This is a genomic window from Pseudomonas sp. GL_135, assembly GCF_057834665.1.
Genome location: NZ_CM174408.1, coordinates 3,940,848 through 3,954,116 on the forward strand (window position 1 = coordinate 3,940,848; position 13,269 = coordinate 3,954,116).

The window sequence follows — 13,269 nt, forward strand, 5'->3', positions numbered from 1 at the left end:
TGTTCCTGATCGCTAGCGCGGGTAGGCGCCGTTATCCACTGCGATGACTTTTCCGGTCAGGTGACGGCTCTTTTCCGAGAGCAGGAACAGAATGACGTCGGCCACGCCGTCTGGCTGGATGGGCTCCTTGATGATTTCCTGTCGCTCGTACTCGATGCGGCGGGGATCGGGAATACGATCATGGATCGAGGTGTCGCGAATCAACCCCGGGGACACGGCGTTCACCCGGATCCGGGGGGCGAAATTCCAGGCGTTGGCCTTGGTCAGGCCGATCACCCCAGCCTTCGTCGCGCCGTACAACGCGTCCATACTGCCGACCTCACCGGCAACCGACGTAACGTTGACGATGCTGCGCGAGTGCGTCGCGCCGGGCTCACGCCGGGCGAAATCCTTCGACAGGTAAACCAGCGACTTCAGATTGACCGCCCATATTTCCTCCACCTCCTCGTCGCTGTAGTCATAGACGCTCTTGCCGTGATAGATCCCGGCATTGTTCACCAGCGCCTCAAGTGCGTTGTGTCGGTGGCGGTCATAGAGGTCGCCGATGAATGACTGATAGACCTGCGGCTGAGAAAAGTCCGCCAGGTGCGTTTCCAGCCGATGCGTGGGCAGACGGGCCTGCAAGGCTTGCAGCCCCAGGCGATCCTTGTCAGCGGCGATGACGTAATAACCCGCCTCTACACAAGCAATGGCGGTGGCCTTGCCGATGCCGTTGGCGGCACCGGTGATGACGATTTTTTTCATGGCTGTCCCTGCTCGGTGAACTGATTCATGCGCTCATAAAAAGGTCGATGAAGCTGGTAGTAAGTCAGCAAGCGCGAGTCAGCGTGCAGAGGATGCTCGTCGAAGTCGGCGCTGCCGGCTGTGATGGTGGTACTGTTTTCCGCGTCCTTGTGCCAGCCGCGCCAGGTCTTCCATTGTTCGGGACATGTTGCGTTCCAGTTCAAGGCATCGGGCATGAAGTCCAGCTGCAGGTGGTCACACAGCCTGCGCACGGTATGTTCCGGGCGGCTGGCAAGGTCCTCGGCGTTGATCACCCAAGGGGTTTTGCCGGTCAGCCGCCTGACTTCGCAGAATATTTCGTACAGCGCCTGGTGACCGATCGCCTGCACCGGCATCTGCGGGAAGATCGCGTAATGGGAAAGAATCGCCCGGGCCGGGTCGCGAATGATGAAGACGTTCTGCTGCTCCATTAAAAACTCGGCATCAGCCTTCAACGGGGCGAGACAGTGGTAGCACATGTCCTTGTGCAAGACAGACGAGCGCTGGCGGGCGTTGCGCAACAGGGCCTTGATCGCTTCGTAGTCACGGGGTATCCCGCAGTTGAGGTCGCCATGGGGAATGGCCGAATGCTCGTCGAAGGCCATGTGCGAAAAAGGCTCGTGGAACACCTCGAAGTCACCGCGTTCGATGAACACCCTTTCCAGCACCGTCGAGCGCGACCGAGGATGGGCCCACAGGGCAATCATGCGGTTCATGCCCGGCCCTCCAGAGCCGCTTGCCGAAACGCGGACCGACGCACGAAACCTGGCGGATCCAGGGTGTCGGTGATAAAGCCTTGCAGGCGTTGCATGCCCAGGCGCACGTCATTGCCTGCGGTGAGGAACGCCGGATGACGCGCGTATTCGTCCTGGGTCAGGCCGCCTTCAAAATACGCCTGGTTGAAATAGGGAATGGCCAGAAGACGATCGAGGACTTTGCCGGGAATCTGCACCCACTCGGTGGCCGGTACGATGCTGCGCCCGGCCTGCTGGCGACGCACGATAAACTCGATGAGCTGAGGCGTCAGCGTGTACAGCGTGGTGTCGGCACCGGTGCGCTGCAGGTGCCAGCAATGCTCGCGGCCGCGTGCATCGGTGTCGACCTTGATGCTGCACAGCAACAGTTGCGCCGGGGTCTCGCGCCGTCGCATCAGCGCCTGCATCGCCTGATACACCGCAAGCTCCGCCCAGCGTTTGTCCGTGCGGCTGAGGTTGATACGACTGCCCCGCGCCTGCCGCTCGAACTCCGTTTCCGCACCCAGCCGACCAATCATGAAGCTGACCACGTAACGCGCCCGCTCCGTGTTCACGCCGTTGGCGAGTGCACGCTGACGCCCGGCATGGATGGCCTTGAGGCAGGCCTCCAGCTGGGAAACGGTAAAACACAAGGTGTTGTTGATCGAGCAGCCCCGCGCCACCAACTGCTCTATGGCGCGATAGCCCTGGGCGCTGCCGGGGATCTTGATCATGATGTTCGGCGCCAGCGCCGCCAGTTCCAGCCCCCGCGCCACCAGCGCGTCCTGATTCATCCAGTGCCCGCCCTCGATTTGTGCCGACAGCCAGCCGTATCGGTGTCTTGAACGCTTGAACAGCGGCAGCAACGGTTGAGCGCTGTCGATGATCACCTGGTCGTACAGCTGTCGCAGCCGGGGTTCGACCGACATCGACGTCGGCAAGGTGTGAAGGAAATCACGGTAGTGGGCTGCATTGCTCATGACAGCCTGACCGATGAGCGAAGGGTTGGTAGTGGCCCCGCTGACGCCGACATCTGAACTACCCGGTTCATCGGGCAACAGTCCGGTAATAACATCGCGCATGTCCGGATAATCCCGCACCAACTTGTTGGCACAGTCTTTATATACGGTCGGCGACGAATCAAACCACACTTGCGCATCGGAGTTATGACGTTTTAACAGATCAACAAAGCCCGAAGCATCCATGTAAATGCCCTTCCCTTTTCAATAGACCCAGGAAAATCGAGGCCCCCATTGCATACGGGCAAAATGCCAGCTTTTTCAAGCTGATAGTCAGGAATCTGAGCCGTCGACGCATTAAGATGGATCCGTGGAGATGACCTGTCAAACTGATTTAGCCAGTTTTTTAATGCCAATTAAGAATAAGAAGCTGGTCCATATAGAACGAATATTAAGATGAGTGATTATTCAAAATTTTCCCACTATTTGAATTAACTCAAACGAATGACATTTAATTTAAGTATCAGAGTTAGTGCAAATCAGTATTACGCACGTCAGCCCATTTACTTTCGAAGCCGGGATTTTTGAAATAATTAGTCATACCAATTATGAGGGATGGAACTGTTTCGCAGTGGAAGCGATAACGCTGCGGACATGTTTCACGCGCAAGCGGGTGATGCGCCAAGTGCAGGTCGACTCGCACGTTGTCCTCGACGACCACCCGCCATTGGGTTATGAAAGCGCTGCGGCAGTGATTGCGCCGCGCCAGATCACAAAAACAGACCAAGAGACCTGACCGTGAGCAAACCTTTCGCTACCGAACGCTACAGCTATAAAGCCCGCTGGTTTCACTGGGTGATGGCGATCCTGATTGTGCTCGCCTACGCGCTGATCCTGAGCCGTACCCAACTCGCCCGTGGCAGCGACGCACGAACCTTCGTGGTGCAAACGCATTTCTGGGTCGGCATTGTCGTGCTGGTCATGGCATTTTTCCGCATCGCCGAGCGCCGCCGCCACACGCCGCCCGGCATCACCCCGCCTCTGGAAGGCGCGTTGCGTCTGGCCGCCACGTTGTCCCATTACGCGCTGTACGCCTTCCTGTTCGCACAACCCCTGCTGGGTCTGTTCACGGTGCTGCTGGAACGTGGCGCCTTGCCAATTCCCCTGACCTCGCTGAGTATTCCGGCGCCGTTCGACCTTTCCAAGGACACCGCCGAAACACTGGAGCATTACCACGTCCTGCTGGGGACGATTTTCTACTACGTCATCGGCCTGCACGTGATCGCGGCGATCTGGCACCACTTTGTGCGAAAGGACAACACCGTCAGACGCATGGTGTAAGCGCGACCTGTCATTCGTCAGCGCCTCTCGCTTCAGCCTTTCCATGGGCCTCATCGAGGAGCTGGCGAATGACCTGCTCCTGAGTGTCGTAGGCGCCTTCGCCAAAGTGGCTGTAACGGATCTGCCCCCGGGCGTCGATGAGGTAATGCGCGGGCCAGTACTGATTGTCGAAAGCGCGCCAGATGGCGTAGTCGTTGTCGACAGCGATCGGGTAATTCAGGCCCAGCCTGGCGACGTTCTTGCGCACATTGTCGATGTCCCGTTCGTAAGGGTATTCAGGCGTGTGCACGCCGATCACCACCAAGCCATCCTTCTCGTACTTCTTCGCCCACTCATTGACGTGCGGAACGCTGTGCTGGCAGTTGATGCAGTCGAAGGTCCAAAAATCGACCAGCACCACCTTGCCGCGCAGGGAGTCCTCACCCAGCGGCGGCGAGTTGAGCCATGCCGTTGCGCCCGAGAGTGAAGGCATCGCGCCCTGGCTGCCGAGATTCGGTGCAGCGGCGGCGTTGACGCGGGTGACGACGTAGTCGATGGCTTTGGGCACGGCGCTGAGCAGGCCCTTTTCCACCGCGGCTGCGCCTTCAGACGTGGTGCCGGCGAGCAACTGATTCTGCGAGCCGGTGGCAAGGGTCACGGCCACCAGCAATGCAGCGAAGCCAACGCCACGCCGCAGCCAGCCGGTGACCGGCAGCGACAGTTTCAGCCGCGCGAGCAACCCGCGTCCGGCGAAAATCAGTACCCCCAACGACACCGCACTGCCGAGCCCGTACGCCAGGAGCAACAGGCTGGTCTGCGCATTCGGCCCCTGCAGCATCGCGCCGGTGAGAATGATCCCCAGAATCGGACCGGCACAGGGCGCCCACAGCAAACCGGTCGCAACACCGATCGCCACTGACGCACAAGGACCGGACAGGCGCCGCGTAGCCGGGTCGAGCCGATTGCCCAGCGCCACCAGCGGCAGCATCAGCCAGTGCCCCACGCGGGCGGAAAGCAGCGACAGGGCAAACAGCGTCAGGATGACCAGCGCGATATCACGACCGATACCGTTTGCCGCCACCACCCAGTCGCTGCTGACCACGGCCAGGCTTGAGACCAGCGCAAACGTCAGGGTCAGCCCCAGCAGGGTCATCAGCACCGACGACGCCGACCGATCGGCCCGGGCAAACAGAAAGGGGATGACCGGCAAGATGCAGGGGCTGAGCACCGTAACGATGCCGCCCAGAAACGCGATCAGAAACATGGCCGGCCACCCACATCGCTGATGAGCGTGGCGGACAGGAAGGCAGTGGTGAAGTTTTTCCAGTTCATGGCGGGCTCCGGGCACGTTGGATGTAAAAGCGGCCGAGGCGTGTTGCCTCGCAGCCGCCATTCAACGTGCGGGAGGTGTCGCCGGTGTGTCGGAAACATCAGTCAACGAATCGGCACGTATCTGCCACGGGACGGGATACACGGCGATACAGGCGGGCCTGTTCAGCGACCGTTCACCGAGTCCACCTTGCCATCCACCGGGTCCGGGGGTACGGCGCCGTCCTGGCTGGTGTCGATGCTGACCACCACCGACATCCCCGGTCGCAGACGGTCGACGTCGTGCTGGTCGTCGTCGATGGTGATGCGCACCGGAATGCGCTGGGCGATCTTGACGAAGTTGCCGGTGGCGTTGTCGGCAGGCAGCAGGCTGAACTCGGACCCCGCCGCGGGGGAAATGCGCTGCACCCGGCCGCGCATCTTCAGGTTTTCCAGGGCATCGACGGTGAAACTCACCGGCTGACCCAGACGCACGTTGGCCATCTGCGTTTCTTTCATGTTGGCGATGATCCAGCGCGGGCGCGGCACCAGCGCCATCAACTGTGCGCCGGAATTGACGTACGCACCCAAGCGCACCCCGATCTGACCCAACTGACCGTCCCGAGGTGCGGTGATGCGCGTGTTGGTCAGGTCGATCCGCGCCAGCTCAATGGCCGCCTCGGCATTCTTCACCGAGGCCTCCAGCGAGCCGCGATTGACGATCACCGTCTGCAGGTCCTGGCGGGAAATCTCCAGCGCCGCTTTGGCCTCGGCCAGCGCCGCCTTCGCTTGCGCATCTGCGGCACGGGTCACATCGAATTCGCTTTTCGACACTGAGCCATCAGTCACCAGCGCCTGCCCGCGGCGAAGGTCGGCTGCGGCCTTGTCACTCTGGGCCTGGGCATTCGCGATAGCGGCCTGCCGCTGGGCGATAGTGGCTTCGGCGCTGCGCCGTTGCTGCAGATTATTGGCCAGTGCGGCCTGTTGAACGCCCAACTGAGCAATGCCCTGATCCAGGTGCTGCTGATAGATCCGGTCGTCGATGCGCACCAGCAAGTCGCCCTGCTTGACCCACTGAAAATCCTGCACCGGCACTTCGTACACATAGCCACTCAGCTGTGGGCCGATGATCGTGGTTTGCCCGCGAATCAGGGCGTTCTCGGTGCTTTCGATCGGGCTGCTGAACGGCGGTAACTGCCACGCGTAGAGCACGACGAGAACGCCCGCCAGAGCGATGCCGCCGAACAGAATGGAGGACACCAGGCGGATACGCGCCGAACGCGGTTGCGTGGTGGCCGGCATCACCGCCGGCGCGGGCGCCGGAGGAATCGCCGAGGACGGTGCGGAGCGGCCCGAATCACCGGGTGTTGTATCGCCAGTAGCGTTGCCAGAAGGTTTGCCGGGTTCTGTCATGAAGGTTGAGCGCCAGAAGGTGTTAAGGGAGATGCCGCAGGGGTCGCCGGCGTAAACGGCGCGACCGGCTCGGTGGTGATCCACAGCCAGGTGGCGCGGCTGGTGATCCAGATCATGGTCAGCACCGCGATGACCGCAATCAGCATGAATACATCGTTATAGGCCAGGGTATTGGCTTCGCGGGTGGCGGCCGTCGCCAGCGAGCGAATGCCCAGACTGGTGCGCGCCGCCGGGTCGGCGATGGCGGAAATATAGGTCCCGCTCGCGCTTTGCAGGCGCGACTGCACCTGAGCATCAATCAGCGTGACGTGTTCGACGATATGCGCCGAATGGAATTTCTCGCGCCAGACCTGAAAGGTGCCCAGCAACGCCGAGCCGATCAGGCTGCCGACGTTTTGAGTGATCCCGAACATCACCGAAAAACTGACCATATTGCGCGGGTTGCTCATCACCCCGCTGATGCCCAGTACCAGGGTCGGCCCAAGAAAGAAGGTGCCGCCGAACGCCAGCAAAAACTGGCTGAAATACATCTGCGGGCCGCGGGTCAGGCTGGTTGAAAAGCTGTCCATGCTCGAACCGATCGCCATCAGCGCCAGGGACATGATCAATGGCTTGAACAGGTGCTGCGGATCGATCGTCAGTGCGCTGACCGCCAGGCCGGCGACGCTGCCCAGCAGCATGAACATATACAGCGTGTGCAACTGCTCGGTGCCCTGGTTCATGCCCTGCAGAAAACCGACCGCGCCGGTGGACTGTTCCGACAGCACGATCCGCGTCAGCAGCACGCCGAAGGCGAAGCGGATCATCCGGCCACTGCCCAGCCAGCGGGTGATCAACAACGGGCGGGTACGGTTGTGCTCGATGCACAGTCCGGCCAGGATCAGCACGATAGACGACGCGAGAGCAATGCCGATCCACGGTTCCTCAAGCCACCACTCGATGCGCCCCAGCGACAACGCCGCGCACAGTGCCGCGAAGCCTGATGCCAGCAAAGCGAAGGTCAGAAAATCGAGTTTTTCGAAAGCTTTGAAGCGGTCGCCCGGTGGCAACTTGAGCATCAGCACGCAGCCCAGGGACAGCAGGCACATGCCCAGTTCGAACAGGTAAAGCCCACGCCATTCGGCAATCTGCAACAGGTCTTCGGAGACCAGTCGCGCCAGCGGTGTCGCCAGTTGCGCCGTGCCGAGGCCCAGCACCAGCGCTTTCATCCGCCACTTCTGCGGAAAAGCCTGAATCATGTAGTACAGGCCCAGCGAACTCAGTGCCGCGCCGACCATGCCGTGGGCAGCGCGAACGGCGATGGCCGATTCGATGTCGTTGACGAACAAGTGGGCGAAGGTGACCAACGCGTACAGCACCAGAAATACTTCAGTGAACGCTCGCAGACCAAACTGCTGGCGAAACTTCACCAACAGCAGGTTCATCGACACATTGGTCATGACGTACGCGGCGGGCAGCCAGGCGATCTCGGCCTGGGTGGCGCCCAGCGAGCCTTGCAGGTATTGGAGGTTGGCGACCACCAGCGCGTTGCCCAGCCCGCCGGTCAAGGCCACGATCACGCCGACGATGGCGTAGGCCCAGCGCTTGGGCGTTGCGTGCAAGGGCGTCGACGGCGACCCCGGCAACGTTGGTCGCTCGTGGGGGGCCCAGTCGTGGGGTTTGTACTTGTCGTTCATTGAGCGAACCTGATGGATGCCGTGCCGAGATCACTGAGAAGCGAGGGAGGCCATTCCTGCAAGAATGGTCCCCCGTTAAAACTAGCTGATCATTCTCAGTTCCCGCGCCTGCTCCAACGTCACATCCACCGCATGAATGCTTGCCTGTCGATGCTTGAGCATCCCGCCGCTGCGGCCGTTGAACACCGCGTTGATCTCCGCCAGGATCGACAAGGCCACGCTGTGCGGCGCATCGCCGCCCAAGTCGAGGCCGACCGGGTAATGCAGGCTGGTCTGCGCAGCGGCTTCACGGGCGCGCTCCGGCAGTTCATCGAGCAAACGCTCGGTGCGGCTGCGCGGCCCGAGCTGCCCGATATAGCGCGGCGTTGATTCAAGAACCTGCCCCAGCCAATGACGGTCCTGGCTCAGGCTGTGGGTCATCACCACCACGGCGGCATCGGCGACCATCGCATGGAGTTCGGGCATCGGTTGCAGGGGCGCTGAAAGCACCTGATCGGCATCCGGAAAACGCTGGGGCCGGGCGAAATGCGAGCGCGCGTCGATCACCGTGATATGCCAGCCCTGCAACCGCGCCATGCTGACCAGCGGCATGGCGTCATGTCCGGCACCGAAGACCACCAGTCGACGCGGCGCTGCGATGTACTCAAGCAGCACTTCAACGGCGCCGTCCGCGCTGTCGTAGGTACGGGTGGCCGAGCGGCGGGCATCGAGCACCGTTTTCAGGTCCTCGGCCACAGCCGTCGCCAGCCAGCGTTCGCGCATTTCGACCTGCACCTGCCCGGATGAGCGAATCGCCACCCGTTCACCCAGCGCGGTGTGACGTTCGCTTTGTGTGCCGATCACCGTCGCCAGCGCAGCGCCAGAGCCGCTGGCCTTGACCTCACGCAGCACGTCGACCACCAGACTCGCGGCGTGAGGATCTATCCGCTCGAAAAGGATGTGCACCGTGCCGTTGCAACCCAGCCCGAAGCTGAGTTCGGCGTCTTCGAGCTCGTCGTCGTCCTCGCCCGTGCTGTATGTGCGCATGGACGGCTTGCCATTGGCCGTTAGCCACCAGGCCTTTTTACTGACGTCGCTTTCCAGGCAGCCGCCGCTGACGGTACCGGTCGACTCGCCCATCGGCGCGATGATCATCCGCGCCCCCGGGCGTCGGTAAGCCGAACCCTCGACCTTGACCACCGTGGCGATCACCACTTCCTGCTGCCCGGTCTGCGCCTCATCAAGCGCCCCCAGCAGACTGGATAGATCATTCATGCGCGCCCCCAAAAACCGGTTCATTCATCTGGCGTGATTCGTTTGTCACCTGACACATAGCCTGAAAAGCCACTGCCGTCTGTGACGCAAGTGCTGTTGTGCAGACTGCGAGTCGCCGCGCAGGTTCAGGTTTTGCCCACGAAACACGCGTCGTGCGCAGCGCACTTCCAGCGATTGGCCAGCAGGTTACCGCAGACGGCGCGCGGGTTGGCCATCGGTCACCAACCGGGCGAATCAGCCGGCGGCGGGGTTACACTCGAAGCTTGCCGTTAAATCCATGCAAAACGCTGATAATCCAAGGCATCAACGTACTCGTGGACAAGCGCCATCCTTCGTTTGGATATTTCGGTTGAACATTCCGGGCGACCCGAGTCTCAAACCCTGAATCGCCGTACCGCCTGGCTGCGTGGAATCAGTCCACCGGGCCCACCGGGCATCGGCTACGCCGGAGAGCACCTGATGACGCGCCAATTACGCCAGCTTCGCGAAACATCCTCCACTCACACCCTGTGCCAGCGTTTTCAGAGCGTGCGCGACCGTACCGAATTTCTGGTCGAGCCGCTGAGCGCCGAGGACATGGTGGTGCAGTCGATGCCTGACGCCAGCCCGGCCAAGTGGCACATGGCGCACACCACGTGGTTCTTCGAGACATTTCTGCTGATCCCGAACCTGTCGGCGTACGAGCCCTTCGATCCGACATTCGGCTACCTGTTCAACTCCTATTACGAAGCCGTCGGCCCGCGCCATCCGCGTCCGCAACGCGGTCTGATGACCCGGCCGAGCGTCGATCAGGTCCTGGCCTACCGCAGGCACGTCGACGAAAACATGACCACGCTGCTGATGACGCCGCTGAGCGACGAAATGACCAGCCTCATCGAACTTGGCTTGGCCCACGAAGAGCAGCATCAGGAATTGCTGCTGATGGACATCCTTCATCTGTTCAGCCTGTCGTCGCTGAAACCGGCCTACAGCCCGCGCTGGCCAAAGGACCTGTCCGGACGCCGCGGTCATTTCAAGCCGCTGAGCGCCGGATTGACTGAGATCGGCCACGACGGCGACGGCTTTTCGTTTGACAACGAAGGCCCACGCCACACCACCTATCTGCAGTCCTTTGAGATCAGTGACCGGCTGGTGACCAATGGCGAGTGGCTGAGCTTTATTGCCGACGGCGGCTACCACACCGCTGCGTTGTGGCTGTCCGAAGGCTGGACGCTGGTGCAGGAACACGGCTGGAATTCACCGATGTACTGGCAGCACGACGAGAACGGCTGGAAGCGCATGAGCCTGCGCGGTCTTGAGTCGATCGACCCGTCGGCGCCGGTCACCCACATCAGTTATTACGAAGCCGCCGCATTTGCACTGTGGGCCGATGCGCGCCTGCCCACCGAAGCTGAATGGGAAGCCGCTGCCCGCGCCGGTCTGCTGGAGCAAGTGGACGACGTCGCCTGGCAGTGGACCCAAAGTGCCTACAGCGCCTACCCCGGCTTCAAGCCGTCAGTGGGCGCCGTCGGCGAGTACAACGGCAAGTTCATGGTCAATCAGATGGTCCTGCGGGGCGGTGCCAGCATCACGTCGCCCGATCACTGCCGCCTGACCTACCGCAACTTCTTCCACGCCGACAAGCGCTGGATGGTCTCGGGCCTGCGCCTGGCCCGTGACAGCCGTCAGCCCGGCGTGGTTGACCCCAACGACAGCGAGTTTGCCCGCGACGTGGTGGCCGGTCTCGGCGCCCCGGAGAAAACCCTGTCGCCCAAGTATTTCTACGACGCAGCGGGTTCGGACCTGTTCGAAGCCATCTGCGAAACGCCTGAGTACTACCCCACCCGCGCCGAAACCGGGCTGCTGAAAAGCATCGCCGGGCAGATTGCCGCGACCATTCCATACGGCGCAGCGCTGGTGGAATTCGGCAGCGGCGCCAGTGAAAAGACGCGCCTGGTGCTCGATGCCGCGCCGCATATCGCCGTCTACGTGCCCATCGACATCAGTGCAACCGCGCTGAACAAGGCCGCACGGTCATTGCGTCAGCGTTACCCGTCGCTGATCGTCGCACCGCAAGTGGACGATTTCACCCGGGTGCTTACGCTGCCTGAAGAGGCCGACGGCCACACGCGGGTGGGTTTCTTCCCGGGTTCCACCATCGGCAACTTCAGCCACGAACAGGCCGTGGATTTCCTCCACAGCGCTCACGACGTGCTGGGTGAAAACGCCCATTTCATTGTCGGTGTCGATCTGGTCAAGGATGAGCAGACGCTGGTGGCCGCGTACGACGATGCCGAGGGGGTGACCGCGCAGTTCAACAAGAACCTGCTGACCCGCATCAGTCGTGAGCTGCACGCCGACTTCGATGTTTCCGCCTTTGATCACCTGGCTGTCTGGAACGCCGATCAAGCCTGCATGGAAATGCACCTGGTCAGCCGCAAACAGCAGAGCGTCACCGTCGCCGGCCACACCTTCCGTTTCGCTGCCGGTGAACGGCTGCACACCGAGAACTCCCACAAGTTTACCGTCGAGTCGTTCACTGAACTGGCGGCCCGTGCAGGGTGGACCGTCAGCGAATGCTGGATCAGCGATGCACCGGAAATGGCGTTGTTCAGCTTGCAGGCGTGAAGGGTGTGTTGTGTTCAAGCCCTTGGGATTCTCCAGTGTCATTTGCAAAATGGCGCTGGTAGCATCCGTTAGCACCCTCACGGACCCCGGCGGTTCAGCCGGGGATTGAGCACAACAATAATCAACAGGGAGTCAGCGATGACGGCTCAGGTCTTACCTGCCGAATACGCGGGCCAGCAATCAGCCTGCGCGAGCGTTCTGTCCGACGTTCGCAATCACATTGGTCACCTCACCCTCAACCGCCCCCAGGGCCTCAACGCCATCGACCTGCACATGGTCCGGCAGCTGCAGTTCCAGCTGGACGCCTGGGCGAAGGATGACGACGTCTACGCCGTGGTCCTGCGCGGCTCCGGCGAAAAGGCGTTCTGCGCCGGCGGCGACATCCGCTCGCTGTACGACAGCTTCCACGCCGGTCGAACCGAGCACCTGGACTTCTTTGTCGAAGAATACGCGTTGGACCTCACGCTGCATCGTTACCGCAAACCCGTCGTCGCCCTGATGGACGGCTTCGTGCTGGGCGGCGGCATGGGGCTGGCGCAAGGTGCAGACCTGCGCGTCGTCACTGAGCGTAGCCGTCTGGCGATGCCGGAAGTGGCGATCGGTTATTTCCCTGACGTCGGCGGCAGCTACTTTCTGTCCCGGGTCCCCGGCGAGCTGGGAGTCTATCTGGGCGTCACCGGTGTGCAGATCCAGGCCGCCGACGCGCTGTATTGCGGTCTGGCGAACTGGTACCTCGACGGCGAACGCCTCGATGACCTCGATCTGCAGCTGGATAATCTGAAGTGGAGCCTGACCCCGCTCAAGGACTTGCAGGGCGTGCTGGCGAAACTCGGCGTGCAGCATCTGCCCGCCCCGCCGCTGGCTCGGCTGCGGCCAGCCATCGATCACTTCTTCGCCCTGCCAGACGTCCCGAGCATCATTGAGCAACTGCTGGAAGTGCGCGTCTTCGACACCCATGCCTGGGCCATCGACACCGCTCACCTGATGCAAACCCGCTCCCCGCTGGCCATGGCAGTGACCCTGGAGCTACTGCGCCGCGGCCGGCACTTGCCGCTGGAGCGCTGTTTCGCCCTGGAGCTGCACCTGGACCGCCAGTGGTTTGAACGCGGTGACCTGATCGAAGGCGTTCGTGCCTTGATCGTCGACAAAGACAAGAAACCGCAATGGAGCCCTTCCAGCGTGCAGGCCCTGGATGCCGCGCAGGTGGCAAGCTTCTTCAGCGGTCATGAGGGTTGA

11 protein-coding genes are annotated in these 13,269 nt (G+C 61.8%); 4 read left to right on the plus strand and 7 right to left on the minus strand.

All coding sequences use genetic code 11. The annotated features are described in order from the left end of the window. Positions 1-12 precede the first annotated feature (12 nt). From AC3ISG_RS17595 to AC3ISG_RS17605, 3 genes are read right to left on the minus strand one after another with little or no spacing between them, the layout of a single operon-like run. A complete protein-coding gene (locus AC3ISG_RS17595; protein WP_489297569.1) occupies positions 13-744 on the minus strand; it encodes an SDR family NAD(P)-dependent oxidoreductase in 732 nt (243 codons plus the stop codon). Beyond that, on the minus strand, positions 741-1,478 hold the full coding sequence (locus AC3ISG_RS17600) for a sulfotransferase-like domain-containing protein (RefSeq protein WP_489297570.1): 738 nt from the start codon (positions 1,476-1,478) through the stop codon (positions 741-743). Before AC3ISG_RS17600 ends, AC3ISG_RS17595 begins: the two co-directional genes overlap by 4 nt. Next, complete coding sequence (locus AC3ISG_RS17605; protein ID WP_489297571.1) at positions 1,475-2,578, minus strand: transaldolase family protein; 1,104 nt, start codon at positions 2,576-2,578, stop codon at positions 1,475-1,477. Before AC3ISG_RS17605 ends, AC3ISG_RS17600 begins: the two co-directional genes overlap by 4 nt. A gap of 409 nt (positions 2,579-2,987) precedes the next feature. Between AC3ISG_RS17605 and AC3ISG_RS17610 the strand changes: the two genes are divergently transcribed. Further along, entirely contained in the window at positions 2,988-3,251 is a 264-nt protein-coding gene (locus tag AC3ISG_RS17610) for a hypothetical protein (RefSeq protein ID WP_163023154.1), read from the plus strand. Positions 3,252-3,253: 2 nt separating this feature from the next. Beyond that, complete coding sequence (locus tag AC3ISG_RS17615) at positions 3,254-3,796, plus strand: cytochrome b (RefSeq protein WP_277395270.1); 543 nt, start codon at positions 3,254-3,256, stop codon at positions 3,794-3,796. Between the two features lie 10 nt (positions 3,797-3,806). Here AC3ISG_RS17615 and AC3ISG_RS17620 read toward each other — a convergent pair whose 3' ends face one another. The 4 genes from AC3ISG_RS17620 to AC3ISG_RS17635 form a co-directional block, all read right to left on the minus strand. Next, on the minus strand, positions 3,807-5,039 hold the full coding sequence (locus AC3ISG_RS17620; protein WP_489297572.1) for a cytochrome c biogenesis protein DipZ: 1,233 nt from the start codon (positions 5,037-5,039) through the stop codon (positions 3,807-3,809). A gap of 230 nt (positions 5,040-5,269) precedes the next feature. Continuing rightward, on the minus strand, positions 5,270-6,385 hold the full coding sequence (locus AC3ISG_RS17625; RefSeq protein ID WP_241043635.1) for an HlyD family secretion protein: 1,116 nt from the start codon (positions 6,383-6,385) through the stop codon (positions 5,270-5,272). Positions 6,386-6,492: 107 nt separating this feature from the next. Next, positions 6,493-8,172, minus strand: coding sequence for an MFS transporter (locus AC3ISG_RS17630; protein ID WP_489297573.1), 1,680 nt, complete (start codon positions 8,170-8,172; stop codon positions 6,493-6,495). Between the two features lie 81 nt (positions 8,173-8,253). Beyond that, positions 8,254-9,426 carry an XdhC family protein gene (locus AC3ISG_RS17635; protein WP_489297574.1) on the minus strand — a complete coding sequence of 391 codons (1,173 nt, stop codon included), beginning with the start codon at positions 9,424-9,426 and terminating at the stop codon, positions 8,254-8,256. 459 nt (positions 9,427-9,885) lie between these two features. Here AC3ISG_RS17635 and egtB point away from each other — a divergent pair, with 459 nt between their 5' ends. Together egtB and AC3ISG_RS17645 are read left to right on the plus strand one after the other, a co-directional pair. Further along, the gene (egtB, locus tag AC3ISG_RS17640; protein WP_489297575.1) at positions 9,886-12,033 is read left to right on the plus strand and encodes an ergothioneine biosynthesis protein EgtB; all 2,148 of its coding nucleotides are present in this window, start codon (positions 9,886-9,888) and stop codon (positions 12,031-12,033) included. A gap of 138 nt (positions 12,034-12,171) precedes the next feature. Then, a complete protein-coding gene (locus AC3ISG_RS17645; RefSeq protein WP_489297576.1) occupies positions 12,172-13,269 on the plus strand; it encodes an enoyl-CoA hydratase/isomerase family protein in 1,098 nt (365 codons plus the stop codon).

What these genes read in the sequence shown, in the direction of transcription:
- AC3ISG_RS17605 (WP_489297571.1), bottom strand. Translation starts at nt 2,578, where the DNA reads ATGCGCGATGTTATTACCGGACTGTTGCCCGATGAACCGGGTAGTTCA.
- egtB (WP_489297575.1), top strand. Translation starts at nt 9,886, where the DNA reads ATGACGCGCCAATTACGCCAGCTTCGCGAAACATCCTCCACTCACACC.
- AC3ISG_RS17635 (WP_489297574.1), bottom strand. Translation starts at nt 9,426, where the DNA reads ATGAATGATCTATCCAGTCTGCTGGGGGCGCTTGATGAGGCGCAGACC.
- AC3ISG_RS17630 (WP_489297573.1), bottom strand. Translation starts at nt 8,172, where the DNA reads ATGAACGACAAGTACAAACCCCACGACTGGGCCCCCCACGAGCGACCA.
- AC3ISG_RS17600 (WP_489297570.1), bottom strand. Translation starts at nt 1,478, where the DNA reads ATGAACCGCATGATTGCCCTGTGGGCCCATCCTCGGTCGCGCTCGACG.
- AC3ISG_RS17595 (WP_489297569.1), bottom strand. Translation starts at nt 744, where the DNA reads ATGAAAAAAATCGTCATCACCGGTGCCGCCAACGGCATCGGCAAGGCC.
- AC3ISG_RS17645 (WP_489297576.1), top strand. Translation starts at nt 12,172, where the DNA reads ATGACGGCTCAGGTCTTACCTGCCGAATACGCGGGCCAGCAATCAGCC.
- AC3ISG_RS17625 (WP_241043635.1), bottom strand. Translation starts at nt 6,385, where the DNA reads ATGCCGGCCACCACGCAACCGCGTTCGGCGCGTATCCGCCTGGTGTCC.
- AC3ISG_RS17620 (WP_489297572.1), bottom strand. Translation starts at nt 5,039, where the DNA reads ATGTTTCTGATCGCGTTTCTGGGCGGCATCGTTACGGTGCTCAGCCCC.